Origin of the sequence: Pseudomonas sp. ACN5 (assembly GCF_002303975.1) — a bacterium.
Lineage (GTDB): Bacteria > Pseudomonadota > Gammaproteobacteria > Pseudomonadales > Pseudomonadaceae > Aquipseudomonas > Aquipseudomonas laurylsulfatiphila.
Genome location: NZ_MRCP01000005.1, coordinates 40,580 through 60,897, shown reverse-complemented (window position 1 = coordinate 60,897; position 20,318 = coordinate 40,580). Strand labels below are relative to the sequence as shown.

The window sequence follows — 20,318 nt, the reverse complement described above, 5'->3', positions numbered from 1 at the left end:
CGGCCAACCGTCGCAGGTATCGCGTGCGAAGCGTTATTTGATAGCCGCAATGGCGCAAGAGGCTGAATGATCGCAAGCAAGCCCCTTCGTCATAAAGAGCGAAAAATGACTATATCCTCAACCGGATCAACTGCCTCATTCTCAACCTCATCTGCTGCAAAGTCGACCGAGTCAAGCCCTCAAACAAATCGTCGTGATCACACGATCATAGATATGGAAGGTAGCTCTCAAGCCATCGATAATTGGATTCTCAAACATACAGACCCCCTTCGCGGGAGCATCTCTCCACTTCAAATGGATCAAGTGATAGTCCAAATAAAGAAGCTCGACAGCGAAATCGATTCCGTCATTACAGGAGAATTGGCGGACACCCTTGACCAAATTGTAGTAATTCCACGCATCACCGCATCGCTGATGGAGGGTGACCCCAAAGCTCTCGATGAGGCACGAGATCAATTGGCCCTGAATCTCGATTATCCGGGTATGTTCGACAACTCAATGCATCAGGATCGTAGTCCTAATCCGAATCTGATTGACGATCAGAAAGACTCCAACATCCCTCTACAACGCGCCCAAATCATCGTTGACTCCCTTGGCGAACTGCTGGGCAAACTGGGCCGCAACGAATTCGAAGGAGATCTCGGCCGCCTGGCCAGCAACCTCACAATCACCGGCCTGCGAACCGGGCTCATCGTGGGTACCCTGACAACGATCCGCCAACTGATCGGATTCGCCCTGGAAAAATGCTTGCAGTCCAATGCCGCCTCCCCGCTGACACGCAACGTCATAGGTGGTGTTTCTCTGATGATTGGTCCGGCGTTGAACATCCTTGGCGCGCTTCGGGATGAATGCAACGGCACGGCAAACACTGAAACGCGACTGTCACGACTGATGACTTTGTCGTTATCGCTGGCTGCATTCGCCGTTGCACTGGTCACGCCGCAGGCGCTTCCCGCCCTCGCCTCATTCGGCCCGCAGATGGCTTTCTTCACCTTGGCCCGCGACCTCACACAGGTGTTTGTTCCATTAAACGACAACGCACAAATCAATCTGCCAGGTACAGCAGCCAATGCAGGCCTCTACGGAGCCCTACAGTTTCTTCTCGGTACAGCCATGGATCAGACAGCGCCGAACTCAGGCGCCGGATATGCCATGTCGGCCGGTAGCGGACCATCCACTGTTGATGACGGGTTCACAGCGCAACTGATGAACTGGATGCACACATTCGTCACTTCAAACACAACCCCGGAGACCCAGGCCACAGAGATCCTTGAATCCCTTGCTCCAGTTCTAGGACACGACATTCTGCGGGGTGTCTACAATGGGGCGGTTGAAGTCATCGCCGATACGGCAGGTGGCGGCATAATGCACAGGCTCCAGAGCGAAAGAGAGCCTGGCGGCTTTCGAATGACTTTCGCCCCGCGCGTCCCCTCCGCCTCAGAAGTAGCCGATCAACTTCTGACGACCTCAGCGATGCGAACCTCGTTCGGCGGAACGATCATGGCTGCCGCGATTTCCGCAGGGACTTACTTTGGCAGTCTGGGTTTATCCACTTCAGCGGTAAATCACGCGGTCAATGCCGTAGTAGCCGCCGTCGCCATCGCCGGCTTACCAGGTTTTTTCTACGCTCATCAGGGCAATAGTCCAGTGGACAATACAACCGTGTAACCCTTGCGGTGCGTTCCGCCATTTCGGCGGGACGCACCCCGGCTTCACCACTCACTCTTCTCCCAAGCGTCACCCTCCATCGGTTGAAACACCTCACGCATGAAGCCCTTGACGAAGAGGTCCATGTTGAACGCCAGGCCATTGGCACCTTTGACTTCCTTATAAAGCTGCGACTCTTGCAGCCCGTCGTCCTTCAATCGAACCAGTACCTGGAGCGTGACCGCCATCAACGCCTGGGCAGTGGGGTACGCGGGTGATTGGCCATCTGCACCTCGAAGTGAACGGAGAAACTCATAGATGGCCTTTTCTCCCTGCCCCTCCATGGCTGACAGCAACTCATACAAACGCTCGAATTCGGGGTCCGGGCGCTGGTTTTCAGGCACGTTTCGGCTGGCCGCAAGCACACGTGACTCAAGCGACTCGAGCGTTGCGCGCCCCCCGCTCTCGGTTGTGCGCTGACTCAAACCGGTTTCAATCTTCATGATGAACCTCGGGCGGGGCCGTTTCAGTGCAACCGGGCGAGCGTTCGGCAAAGGTCGAATACAGATCCGTGAGCGCCTGCATGGAAGCCCGGTCCAGAGCGCGAACCGATTCCGGCAGGTTCGCAACGCATGCCAGCAACCGCGGCTCCAGTCGTTGCCGCGTCGTTTCCAGATCGAATTCCAGCAACTGATCTGCAAGCCGCGCCACATAGCGCTCTTGCGGGTGATAGTCGAGGACCAGTTCTCCGGGCCAATGCCTGCGCAAGCGCTCGCGCAGTTCATTGCCCTGCGGCCGACAACGCAGCGGCAGCAGCACTTGCAACACGGCGCTCGAATCGCCCGGTTGCTCGCTCAGCCAACGCTCCAGCATGTCATCCAGCCATTCGGGACGACTCAAGGCTTGTGCGAGCAAATCGCGGGCGGCCTGGGCAAGGTCTTTGCGCAGTTGCAGCCCCAGCGTCTGGGACATCAGCAGGCCGTCAGCCAGCTGCCCGGTCGCGCGCACGATGCCCGCGGCATAGCCCTCCTGAAAGGCCTGGGCATGAAGCGCCTGGGCATCACGCCGGGCCTGCTCGACACAATCGCGGGCCCAGCGCTGCGCCTGTCGCTGCAAGGTCTGGCGTCGACGTGCGGCGGCGATGTCCTCGCGCGACAGATGGGCGTCGCTCGACTCGGGGAGTTCAGTCAGGGTTCGGATAGCGTCGAGCATATTGCACCGCCAAAAAGAAAAGAGTTGTATCGGGTTGCGTGACCGGCCATTGCCTGTGCAGGCGAACAACCGGCTCGGAAAATTGCAAGGTCAGGCGTTCGAGCAAGGCTGGCGGTACCTGCTCGTACCAACTCCATAACGCATTGAGGCCGGCGGCTTCGATCTGCTCTATCGAAACGGGCGAGCCCTCGATCGGCAGGCCGCATCGAACACCGAGGCTGTAACCGGCGAACCGGCGCAATGACAAGGGCAGGCCTAGCAACGCCGCGCCTCGCGCCAGGTCGGGCTTCAAGCGATAAGCGCCCATCAGCCTGGCGATGTAGGTCAGCTGGCGCCAATGGCGAACCCATTGCCTGGCTACGGCTGTCAACGGCGTCGAAGGCCACGGGCCCGGCCGTTCGAGATCTTCAAGCAGGATCTGGTTGAGCCAATGGCGTGCCTCGGGCCGATCAAATCCCTGCGGCGTCGGCAGGCGCTGCGGATGCAGATAACTCAAGGGCTCGGTGAGAATCTGCGCCAAACACTCAGCGTGCGACATCATGCTGACCTGCGCTTGATTGGCGGTAAGCCCAGGCTGCGCCACTGGCCAACAGCAATGCGGTCACCGCGGCCAACCACCAGACCCAGTGCGAATGCCCTTGCGTTGCGGCCACGGACGGCGCGACATGCTGGGTCGGGGAACGCTTGGACAGTACCACCGAGATGTTCTCGTACTCGACCGCCGCAAAACTGTTCTTGAGAAATCGCTTGATGTCGGTGATCAGCAATTGCGGGTCGACGTCGAGCTCATGGATCGCCACTGCCGAGAGGTGGACAGGCGGCGCCTTGCGTCCGCCTTCGCCGGCCTCCAGGTCATAACTGACATGCACTCGCGCCGACACCACGCCTTCGAGCACCCCCAGCGACTGTTCGATTCGCTGCTCCAGCGCCGAATAAAGCCGGGCCTTTTCAGCGCGGGGCGAAGCCACCAGCGAGTCGGCAGGAAACATCTCTGCCACTTGCAGGCGCGGCCGCGAAGGCAAGGAATAGAGGTTGAGCAAATCGACAGCCGCGGAAAAATCGACCTGATCGATTTTCACCGCATAGCCGGTTTTGCCGGCATCGACTTTCACCGCCGCAATATTGTTGCGCTGCAGCACCGAAAGCACTTCATTGGCCTGCTGTTGATCCAGCCCTTCAAGCAGATTGGGTTGGCGACACCCCGCCAGCGCCAGGCACAACAGTATCAGCAACACGCCAGGCTTCATGAGGCACGCAACAGGGTTTCGGCAGTACCTACCGCTTTGCGGACCAGCACGTTAAGCAGGTTGATGTCCACGTTGTATTGTCCTGTCAGCTCCTGCAACTTGGCCAATACTTCGGGGCTGGTGATATCCGGGCGCTGCATGATCTGATTGATGGCTGCAACGTCCTGCTCGCTATTGACCGCGGAACCGGCAAACGCTTCGATCAATCGGGACTCGAGGGATACGATCGGTCCTTCCTGGGGACCGTGCAATTCCGTAAAGGCTGTCCGGCCGATGTCAGACAGGGAAATATTTTGAATAGCCATGCGATGCACTCGTGAAAATGGCCATTGACACGTACCAATGGCCGGTCAAAAAAGGATGAATCAGCGAGCTGCCTGGATGATCGCCATGTCGATATCCTTGAAGCCTTTGATGGTGTTGGTCTGGGCGTTTCGAAACACCGTGTAGGATGAAAACGCGGTCTGATAAGCGGCCAACTTGCCAGGGTCCGATACATTGCCCTCCAATTCTTTCAGCGCTTCGTCCAGCTTGTCCTTGAGTTTGGATGCACCGTCTTCGAATGCCTGGGCCTGACGCCCGAGAAAGTCATCGGAAAAGTCGATGGGGATACCGATGTCGGCCATGAGTCACCTCTTAGTGTTGTGTAGGAAAATGCCAGGATGACGAGGTCATCTTGATGTAGCCCTGCGGGCCGGTCTGGAACGACTTGTCCTTGAGCGAGTCGTCCTTGAGTTCGACGGTGAAGTGCACGTAGCGATCCCCCCACTGCCGGTAAAAGCTGTCGACGTACCGGCGAGCGTTCGCCAGTTCGGTATCCTGCAAATTACCGGCAATGGCAAACGTGACACTGTCCTCGTGCTCGATGCGGCTGAAGGCCAGTGACAAGCGCTGCAACCCCTCTTGCGCCAGATCGACGAGCAGGCTGTCATCCTGCATTTGCACCGCGATGTCCTGGGCATATGGCGCGGCCAAGAGCAGTGCTTCGAGCAGTTTTGCCTGTTTTTGCGGGGTGAGCAGATTGCGTTGTGCGCTCAGCAGCAGTCGCGGTATCGATGGATCCTTCAGATCAATGGAGTGCCAGGCCAGTTGTGGATCATGGTCGTCCAGCAAATGCTCCAGCCGACGACGCTCCTGGTCCATCACCAGCACTTTGCCGCTCAGCGTGTTGTGCCGCACCAGCACTTGCCGACTCCAGCCGGCATCGCGTTCGGAAGCCACGAACACATAGATCGCATTGTCACGTCCGCTCAACACCCTGGCCTCGTCACTGGCTCCGGCGATCAACGCGCGAACATCGGTTTCAGGGGTGGGCAGCCCAGGCATCGACCAGATGCCAACCGCGGTGACCAGTGCGGCCAGTGCCAGACCGCTGGCGATCCACCTGGACAGAGGGGCCCGCCACCACGCAACAGCAGCGGCGTCAGTGGTAGCTTCAGGTTGCAGCCCGAGCAGTTCAGGTGCCCAGGATTGGTCTTCAGGCCGCAGGGCGATCTGCAGGCCGCCGATCTGCACCCTGGTGTGGAAGGCACAGTGGCGCACTTCCATTGACTCATTGAGCACCCGCAGCGGCAGACCATCCGGCGTGACTTGATCGGCCAATACCTCAAAATTGCATCCCCCCGACGCCAGGGGAACGAAGATGGCATCCGCCGGGACGCTGGCAGTCAGTACCCCCTCTCCCAGCAGATCAACAGTCCCTACCACGAACAGGGTTGTCGTTTCGCCGAGGGGAAATTCGCAACCTTGCAGCGCGCCATTGAGTATCCGTAGAACGCAAGGTTGTGGGTCGGGGGTCGGCAGAACTGTCACCGTTGCAGCTCCTGGGCTGTGAAATGAACGGCCATGGTAGACAGGCTGGCTGCAGGCTTCCTGATCGAATTCTGTCGATCGCGCCCTGCAGAGGATCAGAATCTTGCGCCAGCGCTCATGGCACCGTCATTGCCGAGCCAGGGAAAACACCTGATAGCGCTGCCAGACCTTGCGTGCATAGCGCAGGCGCGCGGCTTGCCGGTCGGGTGAATGACCGGCGTTGTAGGCACCCACTGCCGTCCAGTTGTAGCCGTAACGCGCGATAAAATCGGCAAGCACCGACGCACCGACTTCAACCGACAGGCAAGGATCACCCAACAGTTGCTGCTCAGTGATGCCCTGGGCACTCAACCGGGGGAGATGATGGCTGTTGATCTGCATTAACCCGATGTCTCGCGAACCATCCTTGTTGTAGTTCATTGCGTTCGGATTCTGTCCCGATTCGACATCGGCAATCGCTCGGAGCAGTTCGGGTTCGATCGCATGTCGCGCCCCCGCCTCATTCCAGCACCAGGCTTGCGCCTGACCCGCGCCAAGGCACACCAGCACCGTTAGCCACTTGAGTCCGCTCTGTGTCATGCCATACGCCGCTCGCTGACCAGCATCAGTTGCTCGCGGACAGGATCGTCCTGCGTCGATGCCTGATAGCCCACTTCAGGTGTTCGTTGCAAAGAACTCCAGAGTGGCTCAATCACCGGACCACCCGATAAACCGGACCCACCTGACAACGGAATGTCATCAACGGATCGCAGCCGGGTCAGAGCCAACCAGTTCGCATGCAAGTCGCGGGCACTGAACGAATTGACGCCGAACAGCACATTCCAGGCAGCCAGTCCCTGTTCACCGATTGCGCTTTCGCAGAGCCCGGCCTGTTCGAGCTCGTTCCAGGCTGCCGCGTGATGGTCAAAATAAGCCAACACCACGGCATACAGAATCACCAGCAACGAACTGCCCGAGGCGCCTTGTTGCAGGGCTCGACGAGCCATCTGCAAGGCCGACTCGGGACTTGCGGCAAGCGCAATGCGCATACGCAAGACCTGCGCCCTTACGCAATCAGGATCGTACCGCAGAGCATTGTCGATGCTTTGCGCAGCCAGATCGTTATGCCGCCAGAACCAGTGATGCCAGGCATGAAAGTAATGAACGTCAGCCTGATCGGCAGCCAGCAGACAGCGTCGGAAAAGCACCTGGGCCGCCTGTTCGCAGCCACCCAGACTGGTGAGCAAAGCCAGGCGGGCCAATGCAGGGATGTTGCCAGGGTCCAATGCCAAGGCATTGGAAATCGCCGATTGTGCCTCATCGATTGCCCGGCCCTGATCACAGGATCCGATCATTGCCTGCCCCAGCCACGCATCTGCCAAACCATACCAGGACAATGTGTGCCCGGCATCGAGCTTCAGGCACTGGCGAAACAGTACCAGGGCATCGCGCAGGCTTTGCGGCGTGTGCTGCTGCACGCTACACAAACCACGCAGGTACGCCACCGCTGCCGGGTATGACGCGCAGGCATCACCGACAAAACTCAAGCCGGGAATGCGCTGTGCAACCAGGCACGTCAATGCCCCAAGCGATGCCCCGGGATCACGGGCATCCAGTGTCTGCCCATGCAGCAAAGCGTGATCGCGGCCACGGATCAACTCGACCGACCATTGCTGCTGATCGTTCGGGCCGCTACAACGCCCGCTCAAGCAGTAGTCCGCAGACAACTGCCCGACCAGCGACCGCACATCGACCGGTTGCGTATAGGCGGCCATCAATCCCGAGGGAATGACGTGCAACATCTCGCCGAACGCCAACGTCAACTGACGGATCATCACATCCTGCAGATCCAGCGCTACAGTCTCTCCCAGATTGCGAAACGGCAGAACAGCCAGCGAAGGCGCCACAGCCCTCGCCTGACCCGGTGTGTCGAGTTCGACAACCGCACAGGTAAAGCGATAACCCTGGCCGTACACCGTCGCAATGTAATCCTTGTTTTCCCTGAGCAGCTTGCGCAATGCATAAATGCAGCGGGTCAACGATTCTTCGGCGGCATCCATCTCGGGCCATACATGGTCCAGCAAATAATCCTTGCTGACGACCGCCCCCGCCGACTTCAGCAACAGGCGCAAAACATTCAACTCTTTGGGCGGGACGTGAACGCCATCTCCATCCCGCATCAGCGTTCCATCACTTTGCAATAACCAGTGGTCAAAAACGAATGACTTGACCAGCGTTTGATCAGCTGCACTGTCCATACTTTGAAATTTCTCTATAGAAAGTTACTGAGCGCAATCAAGCCTGTCCGTGATCAGGCTCGAGATGACAAACCGCGTGACTATAGGAAATTGAGTAGGAGGGTTCCGTAGGAGAATTGATTTATTACGAAATGAAACTACGATTTTTCCTGTAGGAAAAATCGCAAAACAAACAACAACCATGAAAAAATGCCTTGCTTTTAGATAAACAAGGCATTTTGCTTGCTCACTCCAAATCTGACGCCCGGCAACTTCTTGAACTCATCACTGTTTCACAAACATCTTCTACCGTCCTCCACAACCCGACTCTATCTTCAGGAAGGTCAATACCGAAGGTTTCGTTCAGCGCCATGACAATCTCAATCAGACTGATGGAGTCAACATACAAATCCTGGACCAATCGCGAAGTCAACTCGATGTCTCGACGACCGGCCGGAAAATAGTCCGACAACACCTTGATCACTTGACTCGCAATGTCGAACTTATCACTTGACTCATCTGACATTCTTTTCTCCCACATAACAAAACGCAGGCGCAACGCCAGATCAAACGAACCCGTGTTACGCCCGATCTACTGACATTCAAATGCTTTACCCAAACAACCCAGACTCACATCAAAAATTCAACATTGCCTTCAACATGTCAAAAAACTGATTCAAATGTGAAGACAGCGTTTTACTGAAATTGTCATGATAAGAGTTGGCATTCGAGTATTTTTGCGTGAAGGACTGCAATGTGTTCTTCATGCGCTCTTCCTGGGCATTGAAGCCGGTTTGCCAAGCCTGGAATCTGGCGTTATCAAAGTAAACACTATCATCCCCCGCGCCTGGTGGCAGGCTGCCTAGCATTGTCCAAAGCGGCCCAGTGTCTATTACGACGCAGTAACTGCCGTCGGAATTTTGCTTAAGGCAAGCGTCAGGCAGCCCCAGCGCTTTTAGCCACTTTTCCGCTTCCGCCTTGCTCGCGCCTTCATTTCCGGGTTTGGGAAACAGCACGGATGCAGGATTTGGATGGCTGTATTTATCGATCAGGGCATTGAGTGCGGTTCGCAGCGGACCGTTATACAACCAGACCCCGTTACCTTGGTCCTCACCCACGACCCAGTCTTTCAACCTCGCTGTAATTAGCTCGTTGAAATCGACGAAGAAGTCCGAATAGGCCCTCATAATGTATTCATAACCGCCCAGATAACCGTTTTTGATCAGGTCAATGAGGTCGATCAGCTTGTCGAAAAATTCGACTGAAGAGTTCACTTTCACGTCGAACGCGTCAGCGATCTCATCCGGCACCGACATTCGTCTGTACTCATCGAGAATACGATCTTGCTCATCGTAGAGTGGCTGACGTTGCTCCATTGGCAGCGTATCGAGGCAAAGATTGAACACCATTCCAGTCTGACGCATCTGGTGTGTCCACATCAGCGATCGAATACGTTTAGCGTGAATCTGCTCGGCAAACTCGGTAGACGAAAAATACTGCGCAAGAATTTCTGCAGGCGAGCCTTGAAGCTCCCTTGGAACGCCCGCTTGACACTTGAGCATGTTTTCCAGGTTGCGATTGAGCACCTTCACCGAACGTTCGAGCAACTGCGCAAGGGAAAATCCGGCGTGAACCTCGGGAGGCATTTCGGGAGGCAGCGGCGCATCAACGTTGGCATTGAAGTCAGCAGGCAAACCGCTTCCTGGATGTGAGGGCTCTGCAATTCTCATATTGGTTTCCTCACTCAAACCCTTCCAAGGACTTCAATGCGCGACCGGCTTATCTGCGCTATCTCATCCATCATCTTTTGCACCAGTGCCCTGTCGGCGGAGTCTTTCTGAGCGACCTCGTCACTCAGGCTTTTCTGAGTGTTCTGTGCACTTTGCTGCAGGACTTCTTTCTCCCGCGCAGCGTACACGCTCATGCGCACCATGCTGGACACGACCTGACTCAGGCTCATCGACATCGCACTGAGCGCACGGCCGATTTCGAGCTTTTTCTCAATGTCTTTGATGCCCGAAAGGCTCAACCAGTCGGAGGTTTTCCCAACCTCCTTCGCCTTGGAGATTTCCCCGTCGAACCACGCCTGCTCCTGAGGCGTCAGCGTGGTCCCCTCGGGTTTGAAGTCGACGAATTTCGACCGGCCGAAATCGTCGAAAGTCTCTATTTTGTAGGTGGTTTGCGGATCCCAGTCATCGCGGGAACGATCGAGCTTCAGGTCACGCTCAATTTTGTTGGCGTCCAGAGCGTTGCGCTTGTGCAGGTTGATATCGTCATGCTTGAGCCCCAGGCCTTTCAACGTCTTGATCATACCGGAAGCGGCAATAAAGCCGGACACTATGGCGGAACTGGCGGCGCTGTAGAAGTCTGCATCACCGGATTCGACGATGGCCTCGCCCTGGGCCTTGGCGGCCTCCGCCGCCAAGACACTGAAATGTCCGCGCAAATACGCGTTGGCGACCCGTGCGACGTTGAGTGCAATGATCGCGGCGACCAATACGTTGGCATGTTTCTCCCACGCGCCCGGATCAAACACCAGATCGTTGCGCACTTCATCGCTGAGCATCGTCAAAGCTGCAGCGAAGTCTTGCCAGTCCGACTCACTGGGCTGGTAGGCGTTGCTTTTACTTTCGAGCTCCGCAGCCGTAGGCGCGATGAAGCTACCGTTCTGGAGCACTTGCTCAGTGGTGACCTGGTTGACAAGCGGCGTATCCGAGAGGCGCTTGCCTTTGAGATCTTTCGAGAATTGCTCCTGGGCAATCAACTCGCTCAACCCTGCGTCGTTCACCGGATCGTGAGTCAATACCGCTGGAGCAGGCCTGGTCGTGGTGTGAATGGTGGTCATGAAAAATTACCTTTTTATCCGTGGCTTCGAACGTTCCGGGCCATTTGCAGGCTCACGTAATGACTGCGATCGTTGTCGGCAATTAACTTCCCGATCTCATCGGTGCGGACCTGCATCGCCTGGCCGTAGTCCTCGACCAGCCGGGTGAGGTAGTCCGTGATCTCTTCGCTGATCGCCATGCGCACCTGCACGTCCGCCAGGTGCTTCGCTGCCTTGGCCAGATGTTCGCCGCTACCGATCTGCAAACCGCCCTGCACTGCCACATTGCCGAACTCGGTGACGGCCTGAGCCGTCTGCAGATAGGCGGTAATGCGGGCCAGGGTCACCGCATCGGCGCCTCTGGTGATGAAGCTGCGCAACTGGGTCAGCATCTGGGTCAGTGAATTGCTGACCGATGAAGACACCTGCTTGAACGCCTCCATGGCAGCAGGCACAGCGTTGGCGATCATCGAGGACAGTCTCGAGGCAATGGCGTCGGCCATTAGCCCGACCACCTTTGCCCCGAGCACGGACACCACTGCAACGGCAGCCAACGTGGCCGCGATCCCCGCGATCATGCCGGCGATTTGCGCAATGTCTTTTGCGGTCTTCTCGTCGACTCCAAACAACACCAGACCTATTGTATATAGTTCGGTCAACAGCTTGATGGCTTCCTGCATGACCGTGGTCAGCGGCTTCATGGCTTCGGCCATGAACGACTTGCCCGTCACCTCCTCGACCACCAAATCGCTAATCATCACTCCCGCGCCAATCACCCCGACCACGAACAGCACCGGGTTGAGGGTCAGCACGCTGACAACAATGGTTGCGAGGGTCAATATCGCGCCGACGATCTTGCCAATGCAGCCCATGGTGCTCTGCAGCGCCTCGGCCTTACGGACTTCTTCCAGGTACTTTTCCGACTCGAGCTTCATGTGTTCCTGAAGCTTGGCTTGCATCTCCTGGAACAACTCCTGGTTGAGCTCCTCCTTGTTCTGCGCCGCCTCGCCAAGCAACTCGATAATCTTCAAGCGGTTCAGGAGCGCCAGTGCGCTGCTGTTCAGCGCTTTTTCGTTGGACTCCTTCACCGAGGGTCCGGCGAGTCCGGCTTCTTGCACCTTCACGGCCACCATGGCCAGCGTTTTGGCGCAGGCGTTGGCGATCTCGATCAGTTTCAGGTGAGCATCGGTCGCCTTTTGCAGTATTTGGGTATGGCCCGCCAGTTCACCCTTCAGCTTGTCGCGCAGTGCCAGTTCGCGAGCGTATTCCGGTGATTCAGAATCCAGTTCCGCCAACCGTGCCTCACTCTCATTCAGCAGGCCCTGGACCTGCCGAACCCGCTCCTGCAACTGATCGAGGTGCTCCTGGCTGCTGCCGATATTGCCTTCGGCGACTTCCAGCGCCTCGACGGCGGCGGCGTAGTCAGCCGCCAGCTTTTCATACCCCTGCTGCTTGGCACCGGCCATGCTTTGCAGCATCGCCAGGCGGTTTTTCAGTTTTTTGACGTCGACTTCGCCGATCAACTCGCTGATCATCGCCATCAACAGCGTGAACAGATCACCGTTGGTTTCCTGTTTGTTGCCGTCAGCGCGTAGAGCTGGCAAGTGCAGCAAGGGTCTGCCCGCACTGGCGACGGATGGGCCGGGCAGGCCTTCGTAGCTCACCGACATCAGGCGAGCCAATGCCTCTTGGCCGGCCTTCTGATAATCCACCGTTCCGGCCGCTTGACTGACAGCCTTGCCATATTTTTCAACGGCCCCGTCCCGACCGGTGACGCCCGAAAACGCCGGGATGGAGGTTTTACTGATTTCAATCTTTTCAACGGCCACGTCTCGACCGGTCGAGCCGAAATACGCCGACCTGGGGGGAATACTCATTTCACTCATGTTCAGTCTCCGAACAATCTTTTTCAATGTGACTCAAGGTGTCGAGATACACCTGAGCCTGTTTGCGCAAATCGTCTTCCGTGGCTTGCTCAAGCACATATTCGAAGCACAATCTGGCCTTGCCGACCTTGCCCAGCGCCAGGTGACACTGGCCGGTGTACAGCATCGGTCGGTAGTCGTTCTTGCCTTGGGCGAAGGCGATCGCATACAGGTCGATCGCTTTCTGGTGGTTCTGCTTGAGTTGGTGTACGGCGGCCAACCCCATCCAGTAATGGCTGTTGTTGAGGTCGTAGATGCACAGAAAATGGAAGAACTTTTCGGCGTCGTCCAGCCGTCCCTGCTCGTAAAACTGGAACGCGAAGGCATAGAGACCGTTCATGTGTTCGTCACTGATGCCTTGCACGTCTTTCAATGCCGCACCACCGAGCACCGCATCCACGACATCGAGGGCCAGTTGTTCATCTTGTTGTTTGTCGCGACTCATCAGCCACACTCCTGAAAAACGTCAGCGTTGCTGACGACTGCATTGAGCCAAAGCGCTGCTGAGTACGCTGCCAAATTGCGCTCATGCCAACGTTTGGAAGAAAAAGGAAAAGGGAGAAATCAGGCCTGCTCGACCTGTTCGAGCCAGATCAACAGACGCAGGACTTCTTCGATTTCCTGTACTTGAAGAAAGCTGTAGCGCTGGTGGGTTTTGAATATCCGCCGGGCCAATGCGATGTCATTGATTACCGGCACACCGACTTCTTTGGCATAGGCGCGAACGGCCAGGGCGCGCTGGTTGGTTTCCATCAGGGAGATAAACGGCAACACGGTGATTTCCGGGCGGAAATACACACCGATGGCAATGTGCGTCGGGTTGGCGATGATCATCCGCGAGCTGCGTATATCGGATTTGATTTGCTCCGACAGCAACTCACGATGCAGGTCACGACGGCGTCCCTTGATCTCGGGATTGCCATCCTGTTCCTTGTGTTCGCGCTTGACCGAATCCTTGTCCATCATCTGATCCTTCATGAACAGCCAGTATTCGCTCAACGCATCGAGCACGACGATCAGCAGCACGCATCCGAGGAACGCCAGCACCAGCACCAGCAACAAGTGGCCCCAGATTGCGAACAGGTCAGATGCCTGGGCGAACAGTTGGGCAAACAGCAATTGCCGCTGGGTGATCCAGACAATCCACAGGGCCAGGGCAAAACTGCCCAGGTATAGCAGCGCTTTGACCGTGTCCTTGACGGTGCGCATGCTGAACAGTTTTTTGAAGCCATTGATCGGGTTCAACGCTCCCAGGTTGAGCTTCAAGGCTTCGCTGGCCAGCGCAAAACCGCTTTGCAACAGTGCAGGCAATGCGCTGGTCAACACACAGACCAGCAGCAACGGCAACAATGCCTTGAGCCCGACCAGCACCAGCATGGCCGAGTACGCTTGCAGGTCCACGTCAAAGTCACTGGCAATGATGCGCCGATAGACTTCCATGACCTCCACCAGCGAACTGTTGAACACCATGTAGGTGATGCCGCAGAGGGTCAGGCAGGTGATCACCAGATCCTTGGCCTTGAACGTCTGCCCTTTGCGTGACGCATCGCGCAGGCGCTTGGCGGTGGGTTTCTCAGTCTTCGAGGCGCTGGACGACATCGGCAGCCTCCCCTTCTCGGCCCAGATAATGTTCCAGCCCTTGGGACTTCATGCCCATGCGCAGGACTTCGTCCGGCAGGTGAACGCCGAAATACAGCATCAACACCACCAGCGCCACCAGGCTCTTGACCGTCAGCGACACCGAGAACGCATTCATTTGCGGCGCATACCGCGAGAGCAAGCCAAGCAGCGCTTCGCTGATCAACAGCGTGGCCACCACCGGCGCGCTGATCACCAGGGTCTTGCTCACCAGCGCGTCGAGCAGGCTCAGAATCGATGTCAGGTGTATCTCGCAGCCATTGACCGGCGCGCATAGGCGGTAACTGTGGCCAACGGTTTCAAGCATCAGCAGCATGCCGCCGCCCTCGAGATAAACCACCGCGGCAAACAACTGGAGAAAATTCGCCAGCTCCGACGTATCGACGCCGTTGGCCGGGTCCACGGTGCTGCTGAGCATTGCCCCGCGCTGGTTGTCGATCAGGTTGCCCATGGCGTGCAGCACCCAGAACGGCCAGCACAGCAGGCATCCAAGCAGCACGCCAATGCCGGCCTCGCGCAACACCAGACCAAAGAACGCCAACCCGTCGAGGTCCGGCAGCGGCACTCCCACATAAGCCTGGAAACCCAATGCCACCAACACAATGACAGCCTGGCGTGGCGCGCCCGTGAGCACCCCACTGTTGAGGAACGGCAACATGAAAAAAATCGGCGCCAGGCGTGCAAACCCCAGAAGGGCGGCGGCAAGCCAGGTGTACAGGTCGAAAAACAGCGTCACCGACATCGCGCTAAGCCAGCGCCAGGCGGATGACTTCTCGACTGAAGTCGAGCAAGGTTTCGCCGTACCAACCCGACAGCAGGAACAGGCACGCGGCGACGGCCAGCAGCTTGAAACCGAACGGCAGGGTCTGCTCCTGTAACTGGGTCACGGTCTGAATCAGACCGACCACCATGCCGACCACCGTGGCAACGATGATTGGCCAAGCCACCATCAACAGGATCAGGTAAAGGGTTTTATTGCCGGCATAGACCAGATCGTTCATGAACCCGCGCCTATGCCAGCAACGTCAGGTATTGCTTGACCAGCCCGGTGGACAGCAGCGCCCAGCCGTCCAGAGCAACAAACAATACCAATTTGATCGGCACCGAAATGATCACCGGGCTCATCATCATCATGCCCAGCGCCAGCAGGATGCTGGAGATCACCAGATCGACGATCACAAAGGGTAAGTACAGGTAGAAGCCGATCTTGAAGGCGCTTTTGATTTCACTCAACGCATAGGCCGGCAGCAGGGAAAACAGCGACGGCACGAGTTCTTCATCGGCAGGCAGAACGATGTCGGACTCACTCTGCACCACTTGGGCCCGCTCGAAGAACAGCGCCAGTTCCGGGTCGGTGTACTTGCGCAGGTAATCCTTGTAGCCGCCCAACCCGTTCTCGGCGAAATCCACCACCGACTCGATATCGGTAAAAGCCACCTGTTCTTCCTTGTAATAGCCATAGCCCTGTTTCATCACCGGCGTCATCACGAAAATCGCCAGCATCAAGGCGATCGCATTGAGGGCCATGTTCGAGGGCACCTGCTGCAAGCCCAGGGCGTTACGCACGATGACAAAGACGATGGAAAACTTGATGTAGCAGGTGCCGGCCGCCACCAGAAACGGCAGCAGTGAAGCGAACGCCAGCAGCGCGATCAGCGAGACGTCGTTCATCGCGGCATTCCGTCCGGTGAACCGTTGCGATAGACCTCGAGCACCTCCACAGCCAACTGCTCTTGCAGTTGCACCAGCTCACCACGGGCCACCGGCTTGCCATTGGCGCGCACCTCGATGTGCCGCGCCGCATCGTCCGCCAGCGGGATCAGTTGGCCCGCGATGATCTGCGACAGCGTGGCCAGGTCGATTTCCCGGGTCGCGAGCAGGAACTCCAGGCGCACCGGCAAAGCGCCGAGGTCAAAATCGGTATCGGTATCGGTATCGGTATCGGTATCGGTATCGAGATCTGCCGTGCTTTGGGCGTCGGTCGCGGTCGATTGCATGTGTATCCCCTGTTCAGTAAAGGTGAAAGCGCCGAGGCATTGATGCCCCAGGTAGCATCGTTGCGAACGCTGAATGATTCGCAGGACATCGCCGGCCTTGAGCCGTATCCCGTGTCCGAGGTGGCTCGACCCCAGCATCAGCTCCAGGCGCAGTGGCAAATCGCTCAGCCATGAGTCGGCGTCCAGGGGCCGGCTGGCGGCCCATGCCGGTGGCAATCGGGTCAACCACAGGCGCCCGCGGGGCGTGTCGAGCCATGGCAGTTCCTGCGGGGGCAATTGCCCGGGAAGGACCCCATCGACGTCGGATATTTGCCGGTAGTGCAAGTCCTCTACCTCCAGCAGCAAGGGTTGCGGCACCGCGCGAAACAGCTCGGCGATGTTCATCAGTGAGCACTCGACCGACAGTAACGAGCGCAACCCCGGGAGTGATCGATGCAACCAGTCGCGGGCGTCGATCAAACCTTGCCATTCCCCACCCTCGCCTGATGCGCGAAAACACAGATAGCCCGATTGCCCTGGCGGATGGCTTGAACCGGCGTCGACATCCGCGTTTCGCCAGCGTCGTATCGCTTGCGCGGCGGCATGCGCCGAAGCGTTGACCCGGCGCAACTTCAGTGCGCTCATGCGCCCTGCCCGGCGTCTTCGGTCTGCTCGTCGTCCGGCGGCTGCCGCGAGCCCTGGCGCTGCTGCTCGCCGTCGCTATCGGTCAGGCGCCAGGCGGGTTCGCGGACGTGCTCCAGCGACACTTTGAGTTGTTCGAAAACCAGGGCATTGCTCGGGCTGATTTGCAGGTTACGGGTGGGCTCATCGGCCACGCGGCTGATCGTCACCTGCCCGCTGGCGGTACCTTTATTGAACGGAACCTGCAGCAAGCCCCGGTCGGCAACCGGCAGGGTCTCGATGATCGGGTCGAGGGCCGGCGGCGCTGGCGGCATCCCGGGCGCCGAGGCCGCAGGTGAGGCCATTGGCGGTACATGGCGCGCGGTCGGGAGGCTCGACAAGGCTTCGGGCCTTTGCCCTTCGAACTCAAACTTCGAGGGTGCACCTGGACTGGCGGCACGCTCGACCGGTAGCGCTTCGACGATGTTTGACGGGCGCTCGGTCAGCCCTGGCTCAACAACGATCCGAGTCGGCAGGTTTGTAGGTGTCAGTGTCGGTGTCGATGTCGGCGCGCCCCCCCTGTCGACAACAGGCGCAACGTCAGCCACCGCTGGCAACAACCGAGGTGGCACAGGTTTACTCGACAGCGGCTGCGCTTGTGGATGAGACACCGGTGGCGACACCCGAGGCTGCTCAGGTTTACTCGACAGCGGCTGCGCTTGTGGATGAGACACCGGTGGCGACACCCGAGGCTGCTCAGGTTTACTCGACAGCGGCTGCGCTTGTGGATGAGACACCGGTGTGAGCGGCCGTACTTCGTCGAGTTCAGCCGCTGGCTTTTCCGGGAGCGTGACCATCGCCTGCAGAGTGATTGCGCGCCCCGTGTCCATCAGGGGCCGATGACGCAGGATCAACGGCGCCATCAGCTCCAGCACACCTTGCGGCAGCTCATCCTCCCGCACCGGCACCCGCCTGTCGTGCGACTCATCCATCGGCTGCTCGGTGGCAGGGTCCAAGGGTTGAACCGGCAAGGGTGAAATTACAGATACATTGCTCATCGCGAAACTCCGTTCATCTCTTCGGTTTCTCTTTCTTCCCGGCGTACCTGCTCCAGCCGTTGCCCCCGTAACAGCTGCTGAACAGCCCCTTCGTACTTGTCGTGTTTGCGCTGCGCAAACCGCAGTTGCTCGCGCTGCTCCTGCAACGCTTGCTCAATCTCCCGGCACTGCTGATCGACCCGGTTACGCTCGACGCGCAACAGCTCGATCTGCCGCCGAATGACCGCCTGCCTTCGCAACAGCGCCAACAGTTGTCCGTGATCGAGCACACAGTCATAGGCACGATGGCTGGCCAACAAACCGTGCAGCGCCGCCTCTTGTCCGTCGAAAGCGGCCCGTTCCTGGACCAGCGGCTGCAGTTGCTGCCGGGTACGCGCAATCAGCAGTTGACCGCGTTGCAGGCGGAACTGGCTGAGCGTCAACAGCCGACGACGATCGGCTAATGGATTCATGCCATGACCCCCTGCAATTGGCCCAGGGCCTCGTCCGGTTCACAGCGTTCGCCCGTGGGCTGGCGCAACCACTGGTAGAGGGCTGCACGGCGTTGCAGCGCCTGGTCATTGGCGGCGTCCGCGCCTGGGCTGTACTCGCCCATGTCGAGAAAAACCTGCAGCTGCTCAAGCCGCGTCAACGTTTCCCGGGTCGCCGCCGCCAGTTGCTGCACCTGCGGCGCAGTGACTTGCGTCGCCACACGACTGACACTGCGCAACACATCGATCGCCGGGTAGTGCCCCTTGGCCGCCAGCGCACGGCTGAGGTAAATATGGCCGTCGAGGATTGAGCGAATCTCCTCGGCGATCGGGTCCGGTTCGTCGTCACTTTCCAGCAGCACCGTGTACCAGGCGGTAATGCTGCCGGAGGCAGTCACCCCGGGCCGTTCCAGCAGGCGCGGCAAGGCATCGAACACCGAGGCCGGATAGCCTCGTCGCGCCGGCGCTTCTCCCGCGGCCAGGGCCAGATCCCGACGGGCCCTGGCGTAGCGCGTCAACGAGTCCAGCAACAACACCACACGCAGGCCCTGGTCACGGAAATATTCGGCGATGGCCGTAGCCTGCAGGGCCGAGTTGCAGCGATCCACCGAGGAAAAATCCGAGGTGGCATACACCACCACGCATCGTGAACGTATTTCAGACTGACGCAGATGCTCGATGAATTCGGTCACTTCACGTCCGCGCTCACCGATCAGGCCAATGACAAACACATCGGCGGCGGTGTGGTTGATCAGCATATTGATCAGGGTGGTTTTGCCGGAGCCGGCGGCGGCGAAAATGCCGATGCGTTGGCCGACACCGCACGTCAGCAAGCCGTCGATGACCCGAATACCGGTGCGCAACGGGGTGTCCACCGGGCGCCGCTGCTGGTATGACGGCGGGTCGGCGTCCACCGGATAGTCCTGTTGCGCCAACGCCGTAGACGGTGCCAGACGCTCGACGATAGTGCCTTGAGGGTCGACTACGCTGCCGAGCAAGGCATCACTGCACGTCAGTTGCAGGATCGAGCCCGTGGGAACGATCATCGACTCCCTGGACAAGCCCTTGGCATCGCCGAGCAAGCTGAGCAGGACCGCGCCGGGCTTGAAGCCAATGACCTGCGCCCTGGCCGCTACCTCAGGCAAGCGCCAATGCCGACGCACTTCGCAGACTTCACCGATCACCACGTCGCCCAGCGCCGCTTCGATCAATGGACCACTCAAACGCAAGGGATGGGCACCGTGCCGTTGCAGCCGGATGTTCATCGACGCAACAGTTCGCACAGTGTTTCAAGCGCCAGCACAAAAGAGTCGAGGGCCTGGGCGAAATGCCCGGCGTCACTCAGGGCATCGGCATTGGCCATCAACCGCAGTTCCAGGCGCTCCTGAACCTCGCACAGATGCAATTGCCCGGTGCGGGAAAAAGCGTTGCCTTCAAGCAAAAATCGTATCAACTCACCGGCACAATGATGGGCAAACTGTGGGCCGGCTTCGGCGACCACCGCCCATACCCATACATCGCCCTCCACCTCAGCGACGTTGACATCAGGCAGGCTCTTCATCTGCATTTCGATTGTACTGTGACTGTCGAAGTGCCCTATCTGGCTGTCCATGCAGCCGCTGTGCCGTAGCGCTTCGCGCAACAGGTCGGCAATATCCGTTGGAACCATTTG

Annotated in this window: 24 protein-coding genes; 1 reads left to right on the top strand and 23 read right to left on the bottom strand. The window is 58.4% G+C overall.

Annotated features, from left to right (window positions below):
• The first annotated feature begins 66 nt into the window (after nt 1-66).
• Nucleotides 67-1,668: a hypothetical protein gene (locus BSF40_RS11270; protein ID WP_141249727.1), complete on the top strand. Its 1,602-nt coding sequence runs from the start codon at nt 67-69 to the stop codon at nt 1,666-1,668.
• A 44-nt stretch (nt 1,669-1,712) separates the two neighbouring features.
• Here BSF40_RS11270 and BSF40_RS11265 read toward each other — a convergent pair whose 3' ends face one another.
• The 23 genes from BSF40_RS11265 to BSF40_RS11155 form a co-directional block, all read right to left on the bottom strand.
• Complete coding sequence (locus BSF40_RS11265) at nt 1,713-2,150, bottom strand: hypothetical protein (protein ID WP_095965177.1); 438 nt, start codon at nt 2,148-2,150, stop codon at nt 1,713-1,715.
• A complete protein-coding gene (locus tag BSF40_RS11260; protein WP_095965176.1) occupies nt 2,140-2,859 on the bottom strand; it encodes an oxygen-regulated invasion protein OrgB in 720 nt (239 codons plus the stop codon). Before BSF40_RS11260 ends, BSF40_RS11265 begins: the two co-directional genes overlap by 11 nt.
• Nucleotides 2,831-3,400 carry a secretion system protein gene (locus BSF40_RS11255; protein ID WP_256589467.1) on the bottom strand — a complete coding sequence of 190 codons (570 nt, stop codon included), beginning with the start codon at nt 3,398-3,400 and terminating at the stop codon, nt 2,831-2,833. Before BSF40_RS11255 ends, BSF40_RS11260 begins: the two co-directional genes overlap by 29 nt.
• Nucleotides 3,384-4,106 carry an EscJ/YscJ/HrcJ family type III secretion inner membrane ring protein gene (locus BSF40_RS11250; RefSeq protein WP_095965175.1) on the bottom strand — a complete coding sequence of 241 codons (723 nt, stop codon included), beginning with the start codon at nt 4,104-4,106 and terminating at the stop codon, nt 3,384-3,386. The genes BSF40_RS11255 and BSF40_RS11250 overlap by 17 nt, the downstream gene beginning before the upstream one ends.
• The gene (gene sctI / locus BSF40_RS11245) at nt 4,103-4,411 is read right to left on the bottom strand and encodes a type III secretion system inner rod subunit SctI (RefSeq protein ID WP_095965174.1); all 309 of its coding nucleotides are present in this window, start codon (nt 4,409-4,411) and stop codon (nt 4,103-4,105) included. Before sctI ends, BSF40_RS11250 begins: the two co-directional genes overlap by 4 nt.
• Before the next feature lie 60 nt (nt 4,412-4,471).
• On the bottom strand, nt 4,472-4,732 hold the full coding sequence (gene sctF / locus BSF40_RS11240; protein ID WP_015096035.1) for a type III secretion system needle filament subunit SctF: 261 nt from the start codon (nt 4,730-4,732) through the stop codon (nt 4,472-4,474).
• Nucleotides 4,733-4,742: 10 nt separating this feature from the next.
• Nucleotides 4,743-5,918, bottom strand: a complete 1,176-nt coding sequence (locus BSF40_RS11235) for a PrgH/EprH family type III secretion apparatus protein (protein ID WP_095965173.1) — start codon at nt 5,916-5,918, stop codon at nt 4,743-4,745.
• Between the two features lie 126 nt (nt 5,919-6,044).
• Nucleotides 6,045-6,497: a transglycosylase SLT domain-containing protein gene (locus BSF40_RS11230; RefSeq protein ID WP_095965172.1), complete on the bottom strand. Its 453-nt coding sequence runs from the start codon at nt 6,495-6,497 to the stop codon at nt 6,045-6,047.
• The gene (locus tag BSF40_RS11225; protein WP_256589465.1) at nt 6,494-8,077 is read right to left on the bottom strand and encodes a winged helix-turn-helix domain-containing protein; all 1,584 of its coding nucleotides are present in this window, start codon (nt 8,075-8,077) and stop codon (nt 6,494-6,496) included. Before BSF40_RS11225 ends, BSF40_RS11230 begins: the two co-directional genes overlap by 4 nt.
• 304 nt (nt 8,078-8,381) lie before the next feature.
• Nucleotides 8,382-8,660, bottom strand: a complete 279-nt coding sequence (locus tag BSF40_RS11220; protein WP_095965170.1) for a phosphopantetheine-binding protein — start codon at nt 8,658-8,660, stop codon at nt 8,382-8,384.
• 109 nt (nt 8,661-8,769) lie between these two features.
• Nucleotides 8,770-9,864, bottom strand: a complete 1,095-nt coding sequence (locus BSF40_RS11215; RefSeq protein ID WP_095965169.1) for an IpaD/SipD/SspD family type III secretion system needle tip protein — start codon at nt 9,862-9,864, stop codon at nt 8,770-8,772.
• A gap of 14 nt (nt 9,865-9,878) precedes the next feature.
• Complete coding sequence (locus BSF40_RS11210) at nt 9,879-10,979, bottom strand: cell invasion protein (protein ID WP_095965168.1); 1,101 nt, start codon at nt 10,977-10,979, stop codon at nt 9,879-9,881.
• 14 nt (nt 10,980-10,993) lie between these two features.
• Nucleotides 10,994-12,835 (bottom strand): type III secretion system translocon subunit SctE, encoded by a 1,842-nt coding sequence (gene sctE, locus BSF40_RS11205; protein WP_371918077.1) that lies wholly within the window; start codon nt 12,833-12,835, stop codon nt 10,994-10,996.
• A gap of 1 nt (nt 12,836) precedes the next feature.
• On the bottom strand, nt 12,837-13,328 hold the full coding sequence (gene sicA, locus BSF40_RS11200; RefSeq protein ID WP_095965167.1) for a type III secretion system translocator chaperone SicA: 492 nt from the start codon (nt 13,326-13,328) through the stop codon (nt 12,837-12,839).
• A 119-nt stretch (nt 13,329-13,447) separates the two neighbouring features.
• A complete protein-coding gene (locus BSF40_RS11195) occupies nt 13,448-14,482 on the bottom strand; it encodes an EscU/YscU/HrcU family type III secretion system export apparatus switch protein (protein WP_095965166.1) in 1,035 nt (344 codons plus the stop codon).
• A complete protein-coding gene (gene sctT, locus BSF40_RS11190; protein ID WP_095965165.1) occupies nt 14,457-15,263 on the bottom strand; it encodes a type III secretion system export apparatus subunit SctT in 807 nt (268 codons plus the stop codon). Before sctT ends, BSF40_RS11195 begins: the two co-directional genes overlap by 26 nt.
• Nucleotides 15,264-15,267: 4 nt before the next feature.
• Nucleotides 15,268-15,522, bottom strand: coding sequence for an EscS/YscS/HrcS family type III secretion system export apparatus protein (locus BSF40_RS11185; protein WP_095965164.1), 255 nt, complete (start codon nt 15,520-15,522; stop codon nt 15,268-15,270).
• Between the two features lie 10 nt (nt 15,523-15,532).
• Nucleotides 15,533-16,192, bottom strand: coding sequence for an EscR/YscR/HrcR family type III secretion system export apparatus protein (locus tag BSF40_RS11180; RefSeq protein WP_095965163.1), 660 nt, complete (start codon nt 16,190-16,192; stop codon nt 15,533-15,535).
• Nucleotides 16,189-17,142, bottom strand: a complete 954-nt coding sequence (locus BSF40_RS11175; protein ID WP_095965162.1) for a FliM/FliN family flagellar motor switch protein — start codon at nt 17,140-17,142, stop codon at nt 16,189-16,191. The genes BSF40_RS11180 and BSF40_RS11175 overlap by 4 nt, the downstream gene beginning before the upstream one ends.
• Nucleotides 17,139-18,176, bottom strand: coding sequence for an invasion protein (locus tag BSF40_RS11170; protein ID WP_095965161.1), 1,038 nt, complete (start codon nt 18,174-18,176; stop codon nt 17,139-17,141). Before BSF40_RS11170 ends, BSF40_RS11175 begins: the two co-directional genes overlap by 4 nt.
• Entirely contained in the window at nt 18,173-18,628 is a 456-nt protein-coding gene (locus BSF40_RS11165) for a type III secretion protein (protein ID WP_095965160.1), read from the bottom strand. The genes BSF40_RS11170 and BSF40_RS11165 overlap by 4 nt, the downstream gene beginning before the upstream one ends.
• A complete protein-coding gene (gene sctN, locus BSF40_RS11160) occupies nt 18,625-19,911 on the bottom strand; it encodes a type III secretion system ATPase SctN (protein ID WP_095965159.1) in 1,287 nt (428 codons plus the stop codon). The genes BSF40_RS11165 and sctN overlap by 4 nt, the downstream gene beginning before the upstream one ends.
• Complete coding sequence (locus BSF40_RS11155; protein WP_015096051.1) at nt 19,908-20,315, bottom strand: invasion protein; 408 nt, start codon at nt 20,313-20,315, stop codon at nt 19,908-19,910. Before BSF40_RS11155 ends, sctN begins: the two co-directional genes overlap by 4 nt.
• Nucleotides 20,316-20,318: the final 3 nt, after the last annotated feature.

Excerpts from the sequence above, each read along its gene's own strand:
- BSF40_RS11165 (WP_095965160.1), bottom strand. The coding sequence starts at position 18,628 with ATGAATCCATTAGCCGATCGTCGTCGGCTGTTGACGCTCAGCCAGTTC.
- BSF40_RS11230 (WP_095965172.1), bottom strand. The coding sequence starts at position 6,497 with ATGACACAGAGCGGACTCAAGTGGCTAACGGTGCTGGTGTGCCTTGGC.
- sctF (WP_015096035.1), bottom strand. The coding sequence starts at position 4,732 with ATGGCCGACATCGGTATCCCCATCGACTTTTCCGATGACTTTCTCGGG.
- sctN (WP_095965159.1), bottom strand. The coding sequence starts at position 19,911 with ATGAACATCCGGCTGCAACGGCACGGTGCCCATCCCTTGCGTTTGAGT.
- sctT (WP_095965165.1), bottom strand. The coding sequence starts at position 15,263 with ATGTCGGTGACGCTGTTTTTCGACCTGTACACCTGGCTTGCCGCCGCC.
- BSF40_RS11175 (WP_095965162.1), bottom strand. The coding sequence starts at position 17,142 with ATGAGCGCACTGAAGTTGCGCCGGGTCAACGCTTCGGCGCATGCCGCC.
- BSF40_RS11250 (WP_095965175.1), bottom strand. The coding sequence starts at position 4,106 with ATGAAGCCTGGCGTGTTGCTGATACTGTTGTGCCTGGCGCTGGCGGGG.
- BSF40_RS11270 (WP_141249727.1), top strand. The coding sequence starts at position 67 with ATGATCGCAAGCAAGCCCCTTCGTCATAAAGAGCGAAAAATGACTATA.
- BSF40_RS11170 (WP_095965161.1), bottom strand. The coding sequence starts at position 18,176 with ATGAGCAATGTATCTGTAATTTCACCCTTGCCGGTTCAACCCTTGGAC.
- BSF40_RS11155 (WP_015096051.1), bottom strand. The coding sequence starts at position 20,315 with ATGGTTCCAACGGATATTGCCGACCTGTTGCGCGAAGCGCTACGGCAC.
- BSF40_RS11195 (WP_095965166.1), bottom strand. The coding sequence starts at position 14,482 with ATGTCGTCCAGCGCCTCGAAGACTGAGAAACCCACCGCCAAGCGCCTG.
- sctE (WP_371918077.1), bottom strand. The coding sequence starts at position 12,835 with ATGAGTATTCCCCCCAGGTCGGCGTATTTCGGCTCGACCGGTCGAGAC.
- BSF40_RS11210 (WP_095965168.1), bottom strand. The coding sequence starts at position 10,979 with ATGACCACCATTCACACCACGACCAGGCCTGCTCCAGCGGTATTGACT.
- BSF40_RS11265 (WP_095965177.1), bottom strand. The coding sequence starts at position 2,150 with ATGAAGATTGAAACCGGTTTGAGTCAGCGCACAACCGAGAGCGGGGGG.
- sctI (WP_095965174.1), bottom strand. The coding sequence starts at position 4,411 with ATGGCTATTCAAAATATTTCCCTGTCTGACATCGGCCGGACAGCCTTT.
- BSF40_RS11215 (WP_095965169.1), bottom strand. The coding sequence starts at position 9,864 with ATGAGAATTGCAGAGCCCTCACATCCAGGAAGCGGTTTGCCTGCTGAC.
- BSF40_RS11220 (WP_095965170.1), bottom strand. The coding sequence starts at position 8,660 with ATGTCAGATGAGTCAAGTGATAAGTTCGACATTGCGAGTCAAGTGATC.
- BSF40_RS11180 (WP_095965163.1), bottom strand. The coding sequence starts at position 16,192 with ATGAACGACGTCTCGCTGATCGCGCTGCTGGCGTTCGCTTCACTGCTG.
- BSF40_RS11185 (WP_095965164.1), bottom strand. The coding sequence starts at position 15,522 with ATGAACGATCTGGTCTATGCCGGCAATAAAACCCTTTACCTGATCCTG.
- BSF40_RS11255 (WP_256589467.1), bottom strand. The coding sequence starts at position 3,400 with ATGATGTCGCACGCTGAGTGTTTGGCGCAGATTCTCACCGAGCCCTTG.
- BSF40_RS11225 (WP_256589465.1), bottom strand. The coding sequence starts at position 8,077 with ATGCGGGATGGAGATGGCGTTCACGTCCCGCCCAAAGAGTTGAATGTT.
- BSF40_RS11260 (WP_095965176.1), bottom strand. The coding sequence starts at position 2,859 with ATGCTCGACGCTATCCGAACCCTGACTGAACTCCCCGAGTCGAGCGAC.
- sicA (WP_095965167.1), bottom strand. The coding sequence starts at position 13,328 with ATGAGTCGCGACAAACAACAAGATGAACAACTGGCCCTCGATGTCGTG.